Here is a 17,606-nt window from a genome sequence, read left to right as displayed (position 1 = left end):
GCAGATTCACGTTCAGTTCACGCCGGCCATCCTAGCTTGAGGCGCGACGCTTACCGCCTCCGTCTTGCCGGTGCCCAGGGCCCCGGCGCGTGTCCTGCAAGGAGCTCACGGCATGGAAGATCTCGTTCCCCGTTTCGGCATGATCCGCGATCCGCGCGCCATGCAGGGCCCGGCTGCCCCGGACCCGCAGGATCCAGCCGAGGAGGCCCCCGGGCAGGGCGGGAACGGCACCGGCGGCCGCCTCTATGGCGCCTGCAGCGTCGAGACCTATCGCGCCGCCGGCGCGCTGCATGCCGCGCATCGCGACGCGGGCGGCTTTCTGGACGCGGTCGATCGCTTTGCCACGCCGGATTTCTGGCGCCGGGACGCGGCGGTGAAATCCTGGATCTATGACCGGCGGGCGACGGAACATGCTCCGGGCCGCGACATGGATTCGGTGCGGGTGTTCTATCACGCCGGCCATGGCCGGATGGACGAGCACGGCAGCTTTCACCTGCCGATGGGCGCGCTTTGGGCCGGGACGGACGCCTGCCTGACCTCGGACCGGATGCGGCTTGGCTCGGGCGCGCTGCGCTATCTGTTCTGGTCCACCAGCCAGTCGCTGCGGGTCGGCCCCGGCCACAGCCCGCTGCGCAGCTGGGGCCCGGCCAATCACGGGTTGCGGATGCTGTTCGGCTTCGATTCGAGTTGCTGGGATTCCGGCCGCTACGGCGCGAATTTCTGGCAGCACTGGCAGATGGGCAAATCCTTCGCGCAGGCCTGGCTGGACGGCGCCTGGGATGTGGCGCATGACCAGAATCCGGTGGTCTGCGCCTGCGCGCCCAAGCGCGAGGCGGCGCTGGCCATGCTGTTCTCCGAGCGGCGGTTCCAGCCGCAGCGCGGCGCGACGGAGTGCTGGGCCTGGCGCTGGCACGCCCCGGCCGCGCTTTACCAGCGCGAGCCGGCGCTGGCCGAGCCACCGGCCGAATTCTCGGCGGTGCGGCTGGTTCCGGTGGCCGGTGACCACACCCTGGCCGAAGAGGTTCTGTCGCGGCTCGGCCTTGATCCGGCGCTGGTGCGGGGCGACGCGCAGGGCTGCCTGTCGGTTCGTCAGGGTCCGGTCCGCTTCCAGCGCCGGCCCGACGGGCGCATCCTGCTGGAGCTTGCGCCCGGCGGGCCGGGGCAGGGTCCGCGCACCCCCCTGCAGCGCCGCGCCCTGATCGCCCGCGCGCGCAGCGCCCTGCGGCGATACGGTTTCCTGCCGACCGAAAGCGAGCTGGTCTTCGACCGCATCGCGCTGGCCATGTCGGCGACCGCCAGCCTGCGCCGGCCGGACGAGCCGCCGGAAGAGAACCTGGACGAGATCATCGTGCAATTCCGCCAGGCGATCGACGGCATCCCGGTCCTGACCCCCGAAACCGGCAGCCTGCGGCTGGCCATGCGGCCGGACGGCACCGTCCTGCGCATCGAATCGACCCTGCGCCGGGTGGCGGAGCGCATGGCCCCGCGCGCCCATCGCCAGGGCCTGCCCGACGATCCGCCGCCGCCCGCGCGGCCCGAGGGCCTGCCCGAGCCCGAACCGCAGGCCATCCCGCGCATCCTGGCGCAGCATTCGGCGCGGCTGATGCGCGACCTTGCGGCGCGCGGGGCGGCGCCGCTCAGCCTGCGCATCCTGCCGGACACCACGGAAATCGGATACGGAATCCGCAGCAACACCGCACGTCTCGTCGCCCGGCAGGGCATCGAGATCGAATGCGTGCGCGGCTTTCGCAAGCGTTACTGGATCCAGTCTGACCTGGGTGACTGACGATCCGGTAGCCCGGGGGCGGAGGCAGCCGCCTCCGGGCACTTTTCCCGCCGCATGGACCGGCGCGAAGCGGTAACGAGGGGACGATGGCGGAATACACCCGCGCCGAGATCGTGCGGCGCATCGCGACGACGGGACGCCTGCGCCTGGCCGGGGCCGATCTGGCCGGGCTGGACCTGTCGGGCATGACGCTGGTGGGGGCGGACCTGTCCTATGCCGACCTGACCCGGACCGACCTGACCGGCGCCCAGCTCTGCGGCGCCAGCCTGTGGTCGGCGCGCGCCGCAGGTGCGCGGCTGCGCGAGGCCAACCTGGCGGGGGCAAGCCTGGGGCTGGCCGACCTGTCGGATGCCGATCTGCGCGGCGCGGTGCTGGAGCGCGCCGATCTGACCGGGGCGCGGCTGGACCGGGCCGACCTGACCGACGCGCAGCTGCGCGACGCCTGGCTTGACAGCATGCAACGCGCCATGGCCACCGGCGCGCCGCCGCTGCGCTATCCGGCGCCGCACCGGCCCCGGACCTGCATCCTGCACGAGGCGCATGCCGCCGAGCCCGTGTCCCTGCGCTGCGGCGACCGGCTGGAGATGCATCTGGACAGTCTGCCCGGGGCCGCCATCCGGCAGCCGGGCCTGGCACGGATCGAGGGCGCTCCGGTCCTTGCCGGCCCCGAACCGCCCGAAGAGCTACGTGCAGAACCGCCAGGCGAACAGCCCGCCGCGCCGCCGGCTCCGCGCTGCGTCCTGGCCTTCTGCGCCGTCGCCCCGGGCCGCGCCCGGCTGGTGGTCGAGCCGGGCGAGGGCAGGGCGCCCATCGCCTTCGAGGTGCTGGTGGCGCCCTGAGCGCGTCACAGGCCCGAGCGCGTGATCCCCATCAGCCCGGCCATGCGCAGCGCCGCGACCGGGTAATCGGGATCGGCCATCAGCTCCAGCGAGAAATCCGGCTCGATCCGGCGCAGATGCCGCAGCGCGTCCGCCGCGCCCGCCTCGTCGCCGCGATGATAGCGCAGCGCCGCCAGAAAGCGCAGCGAGGGCCGGTTGTCGGTGGCGAAGGCAAAGGCGGCGGCGGCCGAGTTCTCGGCATCGCCCAGCCGGCCCAGCCGCAGCTGCACCATGGCGCGGCGCATCAGCCAGCAGGCCGGGCCCAGCTCGGCCAGGGCGCCGCGGGCGCCGCGCTCGGTCGCCTCCAGCGCCTCCAGGTCGCGGCCGACATCGGTCAGCGCCTGCGACAGCGCATGACAGGCCAGCTCGTTGTCGGGATCGTTGCGGCAGGCGGCCTGCGCCAGCTCCAGCGCGCCCACCGCGTCCCGTCGCCACGAGGCCGACAGCGAGGCCACCGCCAGCACCACCGGACTGGCCGGTGCCAGATCGCGGGCCAGCTGCGCGAAGGTCTCGGCCTCTTCCGAGCACCGCGCCGGGTCCCGGGTCAGCCGCTCGCTGATCAGCGTGTGGCGCAGATAGGAGCGCAGCGCCAGGGCCACGCCGCTCTGCCGCTCTTGCGGCAGCGAGGCGAGGATGCGGTCGGCGGATTCCAGACGGTCGCGGGAATAGCTGAACACGTCCCAGACCGGAAAGGTCAGGCCCTTTGCAGGCGGCGCGGTGCGCCGCGCCCGGTCCAGCAGCGCCACCGCGATCTGCGCCACCGCATGGCGCATGGTCGCGGTCTCGTCCGCGGCGCGGATGGTGAAGCGCCGCGTCCAGCCCCGCGCGCCCGAGGCAAGGTCGCGCATCACCACCATCAGCGAGCAATCGACCCCCGCGGAATAGCAGATCGCCCCGACCTGCGTGCCCGTTGCCGGAGCCTTGACGGCGATGCGGTCGGCCAGCACCGCGGGGATCATCTCGCAGGCGCGGGCGGCGGCCTCGTTCAGGATCATCTCGCCGATGACATGGGCGCGGCTGTCATTGCTTTCGACCGGCTGCAGCGCCACGACATAATCGCCGGGCGCGGCGTCGCCGTCGCTTCGGGGCGGCGCGGCCGGGGCGGGAAGCCGCTGCAGCGCGGTCGGCCCGTCGCTGTCCGGCGTCAGCCGCAGGCGCATGTCGCGCAGCCATGTCTCGAATTCCGGGTCGGGAATGTCCAGATCGGCGGCGAATTCGATCGGCGCGCCGCCGGCGTCATAGACCGGCGTCAGGTCGATGCGCAGCCGCTCAGGGTCCAGCCCCACCCAGCCCACGCCGGCCAGCAGGATATCCTTTTCCGGCCCCAGCGCCCCGCGCAATTCCCGTAGCATCTGCCGCAGGCTGTCCGAGCCGCGCTGCTTGGCCCGCTCGCTCCACAGCAGGTCCTGCAGCCGGGCGCGGCTGAGCCGCAGGTCCGGTGCCGTGCCCAGCAGCGCCAGCGCGCCACGCGCCTTCTGGCTGCGGGGGGTCAGGTCCGCCCCGCCGGCGCCCCGCAGACGCACCGTTCCCATCAGACTCAGCATGGCAGGCATTTGATTCGCCGCGGGCCTCGTTAGGGTTGGAAATCGATCTTAATCCCTCGCAGCCCGCCGGAACAGCAAGAAGCCGCGCCGGATCAGGGGGATGCGGCCGCCAGCCTGCAGGCGAATCCCGCCGCGGCCGCAGCCGATCATTGCCTGCGCGCCGCGCCTGCGCTATCGGGGCGTCAAAGCAAAGGGGACCCCAAGATGACCGAGCGCAAAAGCGGCCTGTCCTATGCCGAGGCCGGAGTGGATATCGACGCGGGCAATGCGCTGGTCGAGCGGATCAAGCCCGCCGCCGCCGCCACCCGCCGGCCCGGCGTGATGGAGGGGCTGGGCGGCTTCGGCGCGCTGTTCGACCCGCGCGCCGCCGGCTACCAGGACCCGGTTCTGGTGGCGGCCACCGACGGCGTCGGCACCAAGCTGCGCATCGGCATCGACACGGGCGAACTCGACGGGCTCGGCATCGACCTGGTGGCGATGTGCGTGAACGACCTGGTCTGCCAGGGCGCCGAGCCGCTGTTCTTCCTCGACTATTTCGCCACCGGCAAGCTTTCGGTCGACGAGGCCGCCCGCGTCATCACCGGCATCGCCGAGGGCTGCCGGCGCTCGGGCTGCGCGCTGATCGGCGGCGAGACGGCCGAGATGCCGGGCATGTATGGCAAGGGCGATTTCGACCTCGCCGGCTTCGCCGTCGGCGCCATGGAACGCGGCACGGCGCTGCCCGCCGGGGTGGCGGATGGCGACGTGCTGCTGGGCCTCGCCTCGGACGGGGTGCATTCCAACGGTTTCTCGCTGGTGCGCAAGGTGGCGGATCATGCCGGGCTGGACTGGAACGCGCCCGCCCCCTTCGCGGCGGGCACGCTGGGCCGGGCGCTGCTGGTGCCGACCCGGCTCTATGTCAGGCCGGTGCTGGCGGCGATCCGCGCCGGGGGCGTGCATGCCGCGGCGCATATCACCGGCGGCGGCATCACCGAGAACCTGCCGCGCGTGCTGCCCGAGGGGCTGGGGGCCGAGGTCGACCTCGACAGCTTCAGCCTGCCGCCGGTCTTCGACTGGCTGGCCGAGGCCGGCTCCATCGCCGCGCCCGAAATGCTCAAGACCTTCAACTGCGGCATCGGCATGATCCTGGCCGTCGCCGCGGACCGTGCTGTCGAACTCGAGGCGCTGCTGAAGGCGCAGGGCGAAACGGTGATCCGGCTCGGCCATGTCAGCCCCGGCGCGGGCGTGCGCTACAGCGGCCGGCTGCGGTGAAACGCGTCGCCATCCTGATCTCGGGCGGCGGCTCGAACATGGTCAAGCTGGTCGAATCGATGGCCGGCGACCATCCGGCCCGGCCGGTCGTCGTCGGCTCGAACGATCCGCAGGCGGCCGGGCTCGCCCGGGCCGAGGCCATGGGCGTGCCGAGTTTCGCCATCGACCACCGCGCCTTCGGCGGCGACCGTGCCGCATTCGAGGCGGCGCTGCTGGAACCCTTGCTGGCCGCGCAGCCCGACATCCTTTGCCTCGCCGGTTTCATGCGCATCCTCACCCCGGATTTCGTTCGGCGCTTCCAGGGTCGGATGCTGAACATCCACCCTTCGCTCTTGCCGAAATATCCCGGCCTGCATACCCATCGGCGCGCGATCGAGGCCGGCGATGCCGAGGCCGGCGCCACCGTCCACTTGGTCACGCCCGAGCTCGACGCCGGCCCGATCCTCGGCCAGGCCCGGGTGCCGATCCTGGCCGGCGACACGGCCGAGACCCTGGCCGCCCGGGTGCTGGTGCAGGAACACCGGCTCTATCCGGCGGTGCTCCGCCGCTTCGCCCTGGGCGACCAGAGGCCGGTCACCCTGACTGCGGCCTGAGAAAAAGGCCCGGATCCGCGCCTTTCTCTGTTTTCCAAATACCCTGGGGGTGCGGGGGCAAGGCCCCCGCGGCTTCGCCTGCTACTTCTCGGGCACCAGCCCGCGCGGCGCGAAGCGCAGCACCAGCAACAGCACCACCCCCAGCGCGATGAAGCGCATATGCGGCGCGCTGCCCAGCAGATGGTCGCGCAGGGCGCCCGCCGGCATCGGGCCGGTGACCAGCCGCATGAATTCGGGCCCCCAGACCTCGGCCTTGATCCACAGGAACCAGATCAGGATCGCCCCCAGCGCCGCGCCCCAGTTGTTGCCCGAGCCGCCGACGATCACCATCACCCAGATCAGGAAGGTATAGCGCAGGGGATTGAAGCTGTTCGGCGACAGAAGCCCGTCCAGCGTGACCATCATCGCGCCGGCAAGGCCGATCACCGCGCTGCCGATGACGAAGATCTGCAGATGGCGGCGGGTGACGTCCTTGCCCATGGCCTCGGCGGCGGTCTCGTTGTCGCGGATGGCGCGCATCATCCGGCCCCAGGGCGATTTCAGCGCCAGCTCGGCCAGCAGGATCAGCGCCAGCAGCACCGCGCCGAACAGGCCGGCATAGAGCAGCTTGACCCAGATGCCCGAGGCCACGGCCGGGCTCAGCCCCCATTCCGCGGCCCGGGCCACGAAATCGGGATCGTTCTGCAGGTTCAGCTCATAGGGCACCGGGCGCGGGATGCCCGAGACGTTCTTGACCCCGCGCGACAGCCATTCCTCGTTGCGCATCACCGCCACGATGATCTCGCCGATGCCCAGCGTGGCGATGGCCAGATAGTCCGAGCGCAGCCCCAGCGCCACCTTGCCGATGCCCCAGGCGGCCGCGGCGGCGAACAGCGCCCCGACCGGCCAGGACAGCAGCACCGGCCAGCCCAGCCCGCCGATATTGCCGGCACGGGCGGAATTGTTCGCCTCGATCGCCATCACCGCCGGATCGAACAGCCAGCGATAGAGCACGAATCCCACCACCAGCACCGCGATCAGCGAGGGCACGCGCAAAAGCCCCGGGACGCGCTTCCACACCTGCGCCGCCAGCGCCAGCGTTCCCAGCCCCACCAGCAGCGCCAGGATCAGCCGCGGCCCGCCCGCCGCCCAGGCGCCCTGCACCGGCGCGGTCGAGACCAGCACCGGCGCCAGCCCGCCAAGCGCCAGGAAGCCGACGACGCCGGCGTTGAACAGCCCCGCATAGCCCCATTGCATGTTCACACCCAGCGCCATGACGGCCGAGATCAGCCCCATGTTCAGGATGGCCAGCGCCGTGTTCCAGCTGCCCGAGAACAGCGCGTTGCGAAAGCTGCCCTCGGCCAGGAACAGCGCGGCCAGGATCAGGAACAGCACCGGCGCTCGCCAGGGGCTGACCGCTTCGGCTTGACGTGTATTCGACATGGATAAACGCCCTCCTCAGACGGATTTGCCGCGGAACAGGCCGGTCGGCCGGAACAGCAGGACCACGATCAGGATCACGAAGCTGACCGCGAACTTGTATTCGGTGGACAGCAGTTGCAGCAGCCCCTGGGGCTCGAAGCCCAGATAGGTGGCGATCTTGCGCCAAGGATAGGTGACGGCGACCTCCGAGAAGGCGACGATGAAGCCGCCGGCCACCGCACCCAGGGGATTGCCGAGCCCCCCCACGATGGCGGCGGCAAAGATCGGCAGCAGGATCTGGAAATAATTGAAGACCTTGAAGGACTTGTCCAGGCCGTAAAGCGTGCCCGCCGTCACCGCCAGCGCGGTGGCGATGATCCAGGTCAGGCGCACCACCCGCTCGGGGTCGATGCCGGAAAGCAGCGCCAGATCCTCGTTGTCGGAATAGGCGCGCATCGCCTTGCCGGCGCGCGAGCGGTTCAGGAAGCGGAACAGCGCCCAGCAGGCCAGCGCCGTCACCACCAGCGTCAGCGCCTGGCTGACGCGCAGCGACAGCCCCTCGGACAGGCCGGTCCAGGCGCGGAACTGCTGCACGCTGATCAGGAAACGCGCCCCGTCGTCGAAGCGGATCTCGTCGACGCCGATCACCAGCCGGGTCAGACCGTTCATGATGAACATGACCCCGACCGAGGCCATGACCAGGATGATCGGCGCCGAGCGTTTGCTGCGATAGAAGCGATAGACCGCGCGGTCGGTGCCCAGCACGAAGACCGCCGTCAGCGCGATGCCGACGGGCAGGGCCAGCAGTGCCGTGGGCAGCGGGCCCAGCCCGACGCCGATGGATTGCAGCCCCCAGGTGATCAGGATCACCAGCGCAGCGCCGAAGGCCATGGTGTCGCCATGGGCGAAGTTGGAAAAGCGCAGGATGCCGTAGATCAGCGTCACCCCCAGCGCGCCGAGCGCCAGCTGCGCCCCATAGGCGGCGGCGGGGATCACCACGAAGTTCAGGATGGCCACGAGGGCGTTCAGGATATCCATCTTCAGCCCCCCAGGAAGGTGCGGCGGACCTCGGGGTCGGCGAGCAGCGCCTGTCCGGTGTCGGTGTAGCGGTTGGCGCCCTGCACCAGGACATAGCCGATATCGGCGATCTCCAGCGCTTGCCGGGCGTTCTGCTCGACCATCAGGATCGAGATGCCGGTGCGGGCGACCTCGATGATGCGGTCGAACAGCTCGTCCATGACGATGGGGCTGACCCCCGCGGTGGGCTCGTCCAGCATCAGCAGGCTGGGCCTGGTCATCAGCGCCCGGCCGACGGCGACCTGCTGGCGCTGGCCGCCGGAAAGCTCGCCCGCGTTCTGCTTGCGCTTGTCGGCCACGGCGGGGAACAGCTCATAGACCTGGGCCATGGTGTCGCGGTAATCGTCCTCGCGGATGAAGGCGCCCATTTCCAGGTTTTCCTCGACCGTCATGGTCGGGAAGATGTTGTGGGTCTGCGGCACGAAGCCCATGCCCTTGCGCACCCGTTCCTGCGGGCTGAGAGGGGTGATGTCCTCGCCGGCCAGCGTGACCTGGCCCTCGCGCAGGTGCAGCATGCCGAAGACGGCTTTCATCGCCGTCGATTTGCCGGCGCCGTTCGGGCCGACGATCACGGCGATCTGCCCCTTGTCCACGGTCAGGGTGCAGCCGTTCAGGATGTCGGCCTTGCCATAGCCGCCGCGCATGGCGGTGGCGGAAAGATAGGGCTCTGCCATCACAGCTCTCCCGCCGGTTTGCCGTCGCCGCCGCGTCCGGCCTCGGCGCCAAGGCCGGGCTGGGCGCCGTGCGATTCGCCGAAGGCGGCCTCCTCGGCCACTTCGGCGGCGACCTTGTTCTTGAGCCCGGTGCCCAGATAGGCCTCGATCACCGCCTCGTTCTTCATGATGCTGTCGGCCGAGCCCTGGGCCAGCACCTTGCCCGCCGCCATGACGATCACCGGATCGCAGAGCCGGCCGATGAAATCCATGTCGTGCTCGATCACGCAGAAGGTATAGCCGCGTTCCTTGTTCAGCCGCACGATGGCGTCGCCGATGGTGCCCAGAAGCGTGCGGTTCACCCCGGCGCCGACCTCGTCCAGAAAGACGATCTTCGCGTCCACCATCATGGTGCGGCCCAGTTCCAGCAGCTTCTTCTGGCCCCCGGACAGGTTGCCGGCCTTTTCATCCGCGACATGGGAAATGGTCAGGAAGTCAAGCACCTCGTCGGCCTTCTTGCGAAGCGCGCGCTCTTCCTCGCGGATGCGGCCGCGGCGGAACCAGGTATTGACCAGCGTCTCGCCGCATTGCCCGCCGGGAACCATCATCAGGTTCTCGCGCACCGTCATCGACGAGAATTCATGCGCCAGCTGGAAGGTGCGCAGCAGCCCCTTGTGGAACAGTTCGTGCGGCGGCAGGCCGGTGATGTCCTCGCCCGCCATGGTGACTTGACCGGAGGTCGGTTTCAGAACCCCGGCGATCACGTTGAAAAGTGTAGATTTTCCGGCGCCGTTCGGGCCGATCAAACCGGTGATCGAGCCTTTCTCGATCGTCAGGCTGGCGCCATCGACGGCGCGGAAGCCTCCGAAATGCCTGTGCAGGTCCCGGACCTGGATCATGTCGCTCCCCAGCTTCATGCGTTGCATGAAGAATTCCCGTTACGGGATTGCTTTTGATTAGGAAAAGGGCCCGGCGGACCGGACCCTTCCCGACCGTCCGCCTTAGCGGTAGCCGACCACGTTCAGCTGGCCGCCCTTGAAGTCGACCTCACGATAGACGCCGGCGCTTTCGCCGGGCTCGATCAGCTCGACCGAGGTGGCGCCGACGTAATCGATGTCCTGGCCCGCGGCGAGCAGTTCAAGCGCCTTGGCCAGCTCGCCCGGATAGATCTTCTCGCCCGGCTCGTTGGCGACTTCCATCACCTTGTCCTTGTAGACCTTGGGGTCCGAGGACTGGGCGGCCTGCATGGCCAGCAGCATCAGCGCGGCGGCGTCATAGGATTCGCCGGCATAGGCCGAGGTGCCGTCGAAACCGGCTTCCTTGGCCAGCGCGTCGAATTTCTCGTGCCCTTCGCCCTCGGCCGAGGGGTTCTGGCCGAACGAGGTTTCCAGCTGGGTGCCGAATTTCTCGACCAGGACGTTGTTCACCATGCCGTCGGGCAGCACGAAGGTTTCGAAGGCGCCGGTGTCCAGCGAACCCTGGATGATGCCCGAGCCGCCCTGGTCGGCATAGCCGGCCACGACCAGCGCATCGCCGCCGGCGGCGGCCAGCGCGGCGACCTCGGCCGAATAGTCGGCCTTGCCGTCGTCATGGGCCGAGACCACGGTGACGCTGCCGCCCTTGGCCTTGTAGGCCTCGGCGAAGCTGTCGGCGAGGCCCTTGCCGTAATCGTTGTTGGTATAGGTGACGGCGACGCTGTTGATGCCGCGCTCCAGTACGATATCGGCCATGACTTCGCCCTGGCGCGCGTCCGAGGGCGAGGTGCGGAAGAAGAAGCCCTTGTCGTCGATAGTCGAAAGCGCCGGCGAGGTGGCCGAGGGCGAGATCATCACCACGCCGTTCGGCACGCCGACCCGTTCCAGCGAGGCGATGGTTTCGCCCGAGCACATGCCGCCCATGATGCCCTTGACGCCCTCGGCCGTCACCAGGCGTTCGACCGCGGCCACCGAGGCGGCGGCGTCGGCGCAGGTGTTGTCGGCCACCACGGGCACGATGGTCGAACCGTCCAGCAGCTTGCCGCTGTCCGAGACCTCCTTCATCGCCAGTTCCGCGCCCTTCTGCATCGCGGGCGAGATCGATTCCAGCGGGCCGGTCAGGCCCAGCGAAATGCCCATCTTGATTTCCTCGGCACCGGCCGCACCGGCAAGCAAGGCTCCGGCGGCGCTGGCCAGAAGAAGCTTTTTCATCAGTCGTCTCCCTGAGTGGAACATTGTCCTGTCTGACAGGTTATAAGCGCGCGGATGAAAAGAAAAGCGTATTGGCGACCGGCGAAAGCGGCAAATCGGCCGCGTGCCGCAGCGAAATGACCCCCTCAGCCCGCCGCCGCCGCGCCGCGCTCGCGATAGGGGGTGCAGCCATAGGTGGCGCGGTAGCATTTCGAGAAATGCGCGGCCGAGGCGAAACCGCTGGCCAGCGCGATTTCCATCACGCTCATCTCGGTCTGCAGCAGCAGGTTGCGGGCGCGTTCCAGGCGGATTTCCATGTAATAGCGCTTGGGCGAGCGGCCTAGGTAGCGCGCGAACAGCCGCTCCAGCTGGCGCGGCGACATCCCGGCTTCCGAGGCCAGCCGCGCCGGGCTGATCGGGTCCTCGATATTGGCCTCCATGCGGGCGACGACCTGCGCCAGCCGGGGATGGCGGGCGCCGATGCGGGTCGGGACCGAAAGGCGCTGGTGGTCCTCCTCCGAGCGGATGGCGGTGTGGATCATCTGGTCGGCCACGCGGCTGGCCAGTTCGGCGCCGTGGTCGCGGGCGATCTGGCGCAGCATCAGGTCGATGGCGGCCGTGCCGCCGGCGGCGGTCAGCCGGTTGCCATCCTCGACGAAAACCGTGCGGATCAGGGTCACATCGGGGAACCTCTCGGCGAATCCGTCCTGGTTTTCCCAATGGATGGTGCAGCGGCGGCCGTCCAGCAATCCGGCCTCGGCCAGCACCCAGGTGCCGGTGCAGAGCGCGCCGATGCGGGTGCCGCGCCGGGCCTCGCGCCGCAGCCAGGCCAGCACCGAGCGGGTCGTCGCACGGCCCACGTCGAGCCCGCCGCAGACCAGCACCGTATCGTCGCGCCGGGTTTCGGTCAGCGGGCCGTCCAGCAGGATGCGCGTGCCGTTCGAACAGGTGGCGGTCTGGGCCTGTTCGCCGATCAGCCGCCATTCGTAAAGCTCGCGGCCGGCAAGCCGGTTCGCCAGCCGCAGCGGCTCGATGGCGGCGGCAAAGGAGGCCATGGTGAACCGTTCCAGAAGCAGGAAGACATAGCGCCGCGGCCGGGACGCGGAAGGGGCCGGAATCGGCTCCGGAACGGAGGGGACGGCTGGATCTGGCTCTGGCATGTCGGTCGCGCGGCTGAACTCGGCGCAGATCAGCAGGCAATCGCGGCGCGCGCAAGGCTTTTCCTTTGGTTCTGCACCCTCTATATGGCAGGCACCGCTTGCATGAAGGATAGGATCATGGCACCGACGAATTCCAGTTCCGCGACCCCGGCGAAGGCATGGGACAAGCGCGGCTGGCGCGCCTATCCGCGCGTCCAGATGCCCGACTATCCCGACCAGGCCGCGCTGGAGGCGGTCGAGGCCCAGCTGGCCAAATACCCGCCGCTGGTCTTTGCCGGCGAGGCGCGTCGCCTGAAGGCCTCGCTGGGCGAGGTCGCCGCCGGCCGCGCCTTCCTGCTGCAGGGCGGCGACTGCGCCGAAAGCTTTGCCGAATTCTCGGCCGACAACATCCGCGACACCTTCAAGGTCATGCTGCAGATGGCTGTGGTGCTGACCTGGGGCGCGCAGCTGCCGGTGGTCAAGGTCGGCCGCATGGCGGGCCAGTTCGCCAAGCCGCGCTCGGCCCCGACCGAAAAGATCGGCGAGCAGGAGCTGCCGATCTATCGCGGCGACATCATCAACGGCTTCGATTTCACGCCCAAGGCGCGCATCCCCGACCCGCAGCGCATGCTTTCGGCCTATACCCAGGCCGCGGCCTCGCTGAACCTGCTGCGCGCCTTCTCGACCGGCGGCTATGCCGACATCCACCGGGTGCAGAACTGGATCAGCGACTTCACCGGCGGCGAGGAAGCCGCGCGCTATCGCGACATCGCCGAGCGGATCAGCGACGCCATGGCCTTCATGGCCGCCGCCGGCGTGACCTCGGAAACCGCGCATGACCTCGGCAAGGTGGATTTCTACACCAGCCACGAGGCGCTGCTGCTGGAATACGAAGAGGCGCTGGCCCGCATCGATTCGACCACCGGCCTGCCGGTCGCCGGCTCGGGCCACATGATCTGGATCGGCGACCGCACCCGCCAGGTCGACGGCGCGCATGTCGAATTCTGCCGCGGCGTGCAGAACCCGATCGGGCTGAAATGCGGCCCCTCGATCACCGACAGCGATCTCAAGGCGCTGATTGCCAAGCTGAACCCGGAAAACGAGGCCGGCCGGCTGACGCTGATCGCCCGCTTCGGCGCCGGCTCGGTCGGCGACCACCTGCCGCGCCTGATCAAGGCGGTGCAGGAAGAGGGCGCGAATGTCGTCTGGTCCTGCGACCCGATGCACGGCAACACCATCAAGTCGGCCTCGGGCTACAAGACCCGGCCCTTCGATTCGGTGCTGCGCGAGGTGCGCGAGTTCTTTGCCGTCCATCGCGCCGAGGGCACCATCCCCGGCGGCGTGCATTTCGAGATGACCGGCAAGGACGTGACCGAATGCACCGGCGGCGTGCGCGCCGTGACCGACGAGGACCTGTCGGACCGCTATCACACCGCCTGCGATCCGCGTCTGAATGCCAGCCAGTCGCTGGAGCTGGCCTTCCTCGTGGCCGAAGAACTGCGCAATCGCCGCGTCAACGGCTCCAGGCACGCCAAGGCGAGCTGATCCGCCGGCAAAGGCGAAACGGGCGGCGGGCCACGGCCTCGCCGCCTTTTTCATGCGCGGTGTTCAGGCGCGGCGTTGCCCCGTGCGCGGCAGGCATCCTGCTTCGGCACGGGCGGCGAAGCGCCCCGCCGGAAGGGCCGGCGCCATGCCGCAGGGCTGCGGGCGCTTGCCGCCGGAGACGGTTTTCGGGACAGCGGGAAGGGGCAGGCAGGGCCGCGGCGACATGGGCCCGATCAAAGGGGATAGCGGCGGCGGGGGTCATGCGGCCGCTCCGCCCAAAGCGGCGGGTCCGGAACCCTATGCGGCCCGCCTCTCCCCTGCCGGGAACAAGGTTCAGAAGCGGCGTCCGCGCGGCTTTGGCGGCTCGGTGCTGCTGACGATGCGGAAACGGGCGCGGCGCTCTTCTGGCGTGGCCGGATCGGGAGGTGGATCGGAAGGACTGGATGCGCAGATCCCGCTCCAGGGCGCGGGGGGCTCGGCAAAGCCCGCCCGCGACGGCGAGGGCTCCAGCACCCGGGCGCCGGGAATGACCGGAAATTCCTGATCCGAGAGCAGGTCGAAGCGGCGCGGCGCCTCGCCGAACCGGCCCTGCGCGATCAGGCAGCCAAGCGCCCGCGTCACGTCCCCGAGATCCGAGCGCAGCGGCAGGAGCAGCAGCCGCCCCTCCAGCGCCGGGCGGCCGTAGCCGGCCGGCGATTCCAGCGTCATCTCGGCGATCTGCGGGCCGCGGAACACGCTTTCCAGCACATCCGACAGCCGCCCGCGCGAACTGGTGTTCAGAAAGGCGCAAAGCGGCATGCCGCGCACCTCCATCCCCATCAGGTCGATCAGATGGCGCCCGGCCAGACGAAAGCGCGCCGCGCCCGGGGCGATGCGTTCAAGGATGAAGGCATAGTCCAGCGCCCGGCGGATGCCGCGCGGCTCGATATCGGCGCGGTCGGGAATGGCGCGGCCCTGGCGCAGCCCTTCCCAATAGCCGCGCAATTCGCCCAGGATGCGTTCGGGCTGGACCGGCTCGTAATCGGCAAGATGCAGAAGCTTGCCGGGCCGAAGCCCGGGCAGGCCGGGTTTCCGCGCGCAATCCTCGTCCTGTCCGTGGTCCTTCGCCATCCGTTCCGGCCTTACCTGCTTACCCGTGCAACAAACCCTTGGCGGAAATCTAATCCTTTCGCTTCCCGCTGCCGAGCGATTTCTTTACCGATGGTTAAAAACCCCGGCGCTTCCCCCGGGGCTTGACCCGGCTGGCGGGCAAGGCCATTCAGGCGGCGCTGGAACGGCAGGGGCAAGGGCATGCAGATGGAACGCAACGGACTTCTGGTCATCCTGTCCTCGCCCTCGGGGGCGGGCAAGTCGACGCTGGCGCGGCGGCTGATGGACTGGGACCCCGATCTGCGCTTTTCCGTCTCGGCCACGACCCGCAGTCCGCGCCCGGGCGAGATCGAGGGCGAGCACTATTATTTCCGCACCCCCGCGCAGTTCCGCGCCATGGTCGAGGCGGGCGAGATGCTGGAACATGCCGAGGTCTTCGGCAATTTCTACGGCACGCCGCGCGGCCCGGTGGAAGAGGCGATGCGGGCCGGTCGCGACACGCTTTTCGACGTGGACTGGCAGGGCGGCCAGCAGATCCGCGCCTCGTCCCTTGGCGCGCATGTCATCTCGATCTTCGTGCTGCCGCCCAGCCTGGCCGAGCTGGAGCGCCGGCTGGTCGCGCGCCAGCAGGACGCGCCCGAGGTGATCGCCGGCCGGATGCGCAAGAGCCGCGACGAGATCAGCCATTGGGCGGAATACGACTACGTCATCGTCAACGACGATCTGGACCGAAGCGCCGAGGCGCTGAAGACCATCCTGCGGGCCGAGCGGATGCGCCGCGCCCGGCAGGTCGGCCTTGGTCCCTTCGTCCGCGCGCTCATGGAGGAGGAAAGCGCATGATCTGGGAACTGGACGGCATCGCGCCGCAAATCGCCGGGGACGCCTGGGTGGCGCCGGATGCGCAGCTGATGGGCAAGGTGGTGCTGGAGCCGGGGGCCAGCGTCTGGTTCGGCGCCGTGCTGCGCGGCGACAACGAGGAGATCCGCGTCGGCCGCAACTCGAACGTGCAGGACCTGACGGTCTGCCATACCGACCTGGGCTATCCGCTGACCATCGGCGCCGATTGCACCATCGGCCACCGCGCCATCCTGCACGGCTGCACCATCGAGGACGGGGCACTGATCGGCATGGGCGCGATCATCCTGAACGGGGCGCGAATCGGCGCCGGCTCGCTGATCGGCGCCGGGGCGCTGATCGCCGAGAACAAGGTGATCCCGCCCGGCTCTCTGGTCATGGGCGCGCCGGGCAAGATCGTGCGCGAACTGGACGAGGCGGCGCGGGCGCAGCTGCTGAAATCGGCCGAGGGCTACAGCCGCAACGCCGCCCGCTTCCGCCGGGGATTGACCCAGGCCCTCCCGGAATGATCGAGGCGCGGCTGCATGCGCTGCTTCGCGGCGTGCCGGTGCCGATGCTGGTGGTGGACGGCCATGCGCGCATCATCGGCGCCAACGAGGCGGCCGAGGCGCTTCTGGGCACGGTGCCGGGCGGGCGGCCCTTCGTCACCGTGCTGCGCCACCCCGAGGTCAATGCCGCGCTGGACGCGGTGCTGGCCGGGCAGGACCGGGCGCCGCTGACCGCCACGCTGGGCGCTGCCGACCGGCGGGTGTTCTGCGAGGTGACGGTGACGGCGCTGCGGGCGCCCGGGCTCAACGGCGCCACGGTGGCGATCGAGGACCGTTCGCGCGACGAGGAGACCGAGCAGATGCGCCGCGATTTCGTCGCCAATGTCAGCCACGAGCTGCGCACACCGCTGACCGCGCTGATGGGCTTCATCGAGACGCTGCGCGGCCCGGCCCGCAACGATCCCGCGGCGCGCGCCCGCTTTCTCGACATCATGGAGCGCGAGGCGTGGCGGATGAACCGGCTGGTTGCCGACCTCCTGTCGCTGAGCCGGGTCGAACAGGACGAGCGCCGCCGGCCGGCGCAGAGCCTCGATCTGGCGGCGCTGCTTGGCGGCGTGGTGGCGACGCTGACCCCTGCCGCCACCGCGGCCGGGGTGCAGCTGGACCTGCAGGGCGCCGGCGGGAAGGTGCCGGTGCCGGGCGATGCCGACCAGCTGGTGCAGGTGTTCCACAACCTGATCGAGAACGCGGTGAAATATGGCGGCGCGGGCGGTGTCGTCACGGTGACGCTGGAGCGTCTGGCGCATGAGCCGGTGCTGCGCGGCCCGGCCTGGTCGGTCTGCGTCGCCGACCGGGGCGAGGGCATCGACCCCCAGCATCTGCCGCGGCTGACCGAACGGTTCTATCGCGTGGATACCCACCGCTCGCGCGAGCAGGGCGGCACCGGGCTGGGCCTTGCCATCGTCAAGCATATCGTGAACCGGCATCGCGGCCGGTTGCGCATCGAGAGCGAGCGCGGGCAGGGCAGCCGCTTCACCGTCATCCTGCCCGAGCAGATCGGCCGCATCTGAACCGGCCAGGCAGGGGTGGGATTGAAAAAACCCGGGGGCATCGAACCCCCGGCTTTTTTCTGCCCGGCTTCA

Annotated in this window: 16 protein-coding genes; 8 read left to right on the top strand and 8 right to left on the bottom strand. The window is 69.9% G+C overall.

The features are described 5' to 3' along the window. Positions 1–112 precede the first annotated feature (112 nt). Entirely contained in the window at positions 113–1,786 is a 1,674-nt protein-coding gene (locus LOS78_RS14780) for a DUF6345 domain-containing protein (protein WP_230377316.1), read from the top strand. An 86-nt stretch (positions 1,787–1,872) separates the two neighbouring features. Then, positions 1,873–2,625 carry a pentapeptide repeat-containing protein gene (locus LOS78_RS14775; RefSeq protein WP_230377315.1) on the top strand — a complete coding sequence of 251 codons (753 nt, stop codon included), beginning with the start codon at positions 1,873–1,875 and terminating at the stop codon, positions 2,623–2,625. Between the two features lie 5 nt (positions 2,626–2,630). On the opposite strand, the gene LOS78_RS14770 is transcribed toward LOS78_RS14775, so the two are convergent. Continuing rightward, positions 2,631–4,196 carry an SARP family transcriptional regulator gene (locus LOS78_RS14770; RefSeq protein ID WP_230377314.1) on the bottom strand — a complete coding sequence of 522 codons (1,566 nt, stop codon included), beginning with the start codon at positions 4,194–4,196 and terminating at the stop codon, positions 2,631–2,633. Between the two features lie 216 nt (positions 4,197–4,412). On the opposite strand from LOS78_RS14770, the gene purM reads away from it, so the two are divergent. Together purM and purN are read left to right on the top strand one after the other, a co-directional pair. Next, complete coding sequence (purM, locus tag LOS78_RS14765; RefSeq protein ID WP_230377313.1) at positions 4,413–5,459, top strand: phosphoribosylformylglycinamidine cyclo-ligase; 1,047 nt, start codon at positions 4,413–4,415, stop codon at positions 5,457–5,459. Next, positions 5,456–6,052, top strand: a complete 597-nt coding sequence (gene purN, locus LOS78_RS14760; RefSeq protein ID WP_230377312.1) for a phosphoribosylglycinamide formyltransferase — start codon at positions 5,456–5,458, stop codon at positions 6,050–6,052. Before purM ends, purN begins: the two co-directional genes overlap by 4 nt. 81 nt (positions 6,053–6,133) lie before the next feature. Here the strand turns inward: purN and LOS78_RS14755 are convergent, their stop codons facing one another. The 6 genes from LOS78_RS14755 to LOS78_RS14730 form a co-directional block, all read right to left on the bottom strand. Further along, complete coding sequence (locus tag LOS78_RS14755; RefSeq protein ID WP_230377311.1) at positions 6,134–7,474, bottom strand: branched-chain amino acid ABC transporter permease; 1,341 nt, start codon at positions 7,472–7,474, stop codon at positions 6,134–6,136. Between the two features lie 15 nt (positions 7,475–7,489). Continuing rightward, positions 7,490–8,491: a branched-chain amino acid ABC transporter permease gene (locus tag LOS78_RS14750; protein WP_230377310.1), complete on the bottom strand. Its 1,002-nt coding sequence runs from the start codon at positions 8,489–8,491 to the stop codon at positions 7,490–7,492. Positions 8,492–8,493: 2 nt separating this feature from the next. Next, positions 8,494–9,204: an ABC transporter ATP-binding protein gene (locus tag LOS78_RS14745; RefSeq protein WP_230377309.1), complete on the bottom strand. Its 711-nt coding sequence runs from the start codon at positions 9,202–9,204 to the stop codon at positions 8,494–8,496. Beyond that, complete coding sequence (locus LOS78_RS14740; RefSeq protein WP_036698098.1) at positions 9,204–10,082, bottom strand: ABC transporter ATP-binding protein; 879 nt, start codon at positions 10,080–10,082, stop codon at positions 9,204–9,206. Before LOS78_RS14740 ends, LOS78_RS14745 begins: the two co-directional genes overlap by 1 nt. Positions 10,083–10,184: 102 nt before the next feature. Further along, complete coding sequence (locus LOS78_RS14735) at positions 10,185–11,369, bottom strand: ABC transporter substrate-binding protein (RefSeq protein WP_028712362.1); 1,185 nt, start codon at positions 11,367–11,369, stop codon at positions 10,185–10,187. A 125-nt stretch (positions 11,370–11,494) separates the two neighbouring features. Beyond that, on the bottom strand, positions 11,495–12,508 hold the full coding sequence (locus tag LOS78_RS14730; RefSeq protein WP_230377308.1) for a GlxA family transcriptional regulator: 1,014 nt from the start codon (positions 12,506–12,508) through the stop codon (positions 11,495–11,497). A 117-nt stretch (positions 12,509–12,625) separates the two neighbouring features. Here LOS78_RS14730 and LOS78_RS14725 point away from each other — a divergent pair, with 117 nt between their 5' ends. Next, positions 12,626–14,032 carry a class II 3-deoxy-7-phosphoheptulonate synthase gene (locus LOS78_RS14725; RefSeq protein ID WP_230377307.1) on the top strand — a complete coding sequence of 469 codons (1,407 nt, stop codon included), beginning with the start codon at positions 12,626–12,628 and terminating at the stop codon, positions 14,030–14,032. A gap of 333 nt (positions 14,033–14,365) precedes the next feature. On the opposite strand, the gene LOS78_RS14720 is transcribed toward LOS78_RS14725, so the two are convergent. Continuing rightward, complete coding sequence (locus tag LOS78_RS14720) at positions 14,366–15,142, bottom strand: PAS domain-containing protein (RefSeq protein ID WP_230377306.1); 777 nt, start codon at positions 15,140–15,142, stop codon at positions 14,366–14,368. 186 nt (positions 15,143–15,328) lie between these two features. Here LOS78_RS14720 and gmk point away from each other — a divergent pair, with 186 nt between their 5' ends. From gmk to LOS78_RS14705, 3 genes are read left to right on the top strand one after another with little or no spacing between them, the layout of a single operon-like run. After that, entirely contained in the window at positions 15,329–15,961 is a 633-nt protein-coding gene (gene gmk, locus LOS78_RS14715; RefSeq protein ID WP_028712366.1) for a guanylate kinase, read from the top strand. Next, the gene (locus LOS78_RS14710; RefSeq protein ID WP_230377305.1) at positions 15,958–16,485 is read left to right on the top strand and encodes a gamma carbonic anhydrase family protein; all 528 of its coding nucleotides are present in this window, start codon (positions 15,958–15,960) and stop codon (positions 16,483–16,485) included. Before gmk ends, LOS78_RS14710 begins: the two co-directional genes overlap by 4 nt. Further along, on the top strand, positions 16,482–17,534 hold the full coding sequence (locus tag LOS78_RS14705; protein WP_230377303.1) for an ATP-binding protein: 1,053 nt from the start codon (positions 16,482–16,484) through the stop codon (positions 17,532–17,534). The genes LOS78_RS14710 and LOS78_RS14705 overlap by 4 nt, the downstream gene beginning before the upstream one ends. Positions 17,535–17,606: the final 72 nt, after the last annotated feature.

It is taken from the genome of Paracoccus sp. MA (genome assembly GCF_020990385.1).
Classification (GTDB): domain Bacteria; phylum Pseudomonadota; class Alphaproteobacteria; order Rhodobacterales; family Rhodobacteraceae; genus Paracoccus.
This window is presented reverse-complemented; position numbering and strand designations above follow the sequence as displayed.

What these genes read in the sequence shown, in the direction of transcription:
- LOS78_RS14780 (WP_230377316.1), top strand. Translation starts at nt 113, where the DNA reads ATGGAAGATCTCGTTCCCCGTTTCGGCATGATCCGCGATCCGCGCGCC.
- LOS78_RS14775 (WP_230377315.1), top strand. Translation starts at nt 1,873, where the DNA reads ATGGCGGAATACACCCGCGCCGAGATCGTGCGGCGCATCGCGACGACG.
- LOS78_RS14770 (WP_230377314.1), bottom strand. Translation starts at nt 4,196, where the DNA reads ATGGGAACGGTGCGTCTGCGGGGCGCCGGCGGGGCGGACCTGACCCCC.
- purM (WP_230377313.1), top strand. Translation starts at nt 4,413, where the DNA reads ATGACCGAGCGCAAAAGCGGCCTGTCCTATGCCGAGGCCGGAGTGGAT.
- LOS78_RS14755 (WP_230377311.1), bottom strand. Translation starts at nt 7,474, where the DNA reads ATGTCGAATACACGTCAAGCCGAAGCGGTCAGCCCCTGGCGAGCGCCG.
- LOS78_RS14750 (WP_230377310.1), bottom strand. Translation starts at nt 8,491, where the DNA reads ATGGATATCCTGAACGCCCTCGTGGCCATCCTGAACTTCGTGGTGATC.
- LOS78_RS14745 (WP_230377309.1), bottom strand. Translation starts at nt 9,204, where the DNA reads ATGGCAGAGCCCTATCTTTCCGCCACCGCCATGCGCGGCGGCTATGGC.
- LOS78_RS14740 (WP_036698098.1), bottom strand. Translation starts at nt 10,082, where the DNA reads ATGATCCAGGTCCGGGACCTGCACAGGCATTTCGGAGGCTTCCGCGCC.
- LOS78_RS14735 (WP_028712362.1), bottom strand. Translation starts at nt 11,369, where the DNA reads ATGAAAAAGCTTCTTCTGGCCAGCGCCGCCGGAGCCTTGCTTGCCGGT.
- LOS78_RS14730 (WP_230377308.1), bottom strand. Translation starts at nt 12,508, where the DNA reads ATGCCAGAGCCAGATCCAGCCGTCCCCTCCGTTCCGGAGCCGATTCCG.
- LOS78_RS14725 (WP_230377307.1), top strand. Translation starts at nt 12,626, where the DNA reads ATGGCACCGACGAATTCCAGTTCCGCGACCCCGGCGAAGGCATGGGAC.
- LOS78_RS14720 (WP_230377306.1), bottom strand. Translation starts at nt 15,142, where the DNA reads ATGGCGAAGGACCACGGACAGGACGAGGATTGCGCGCGGAAACCCGGC.
- gmk (WP_028712366.1), top strand. Translation starts at nt 15,329, where the DNA reads ATGGAACGCAACGGACTTCTGGTCATCCTGTCCTCGCCCTCGGGGGCG.
- LOS78_RS14710 (WP_230377305.1), top strand. Translation starts at nt 15,958, where the DNA reads ATGATCTGGGAACTGGACGGCATCGCGCCGCAAATCGCCGGGGACGCC.
- LOS78_RS14705 (WP_230377303.1), top strand. Translation starts at nt 16,482, where the DNA reads ATGATCGAGGCGCGGCTGCATGCGCTGCTTCGCGGCGTGCCGGTGCCG.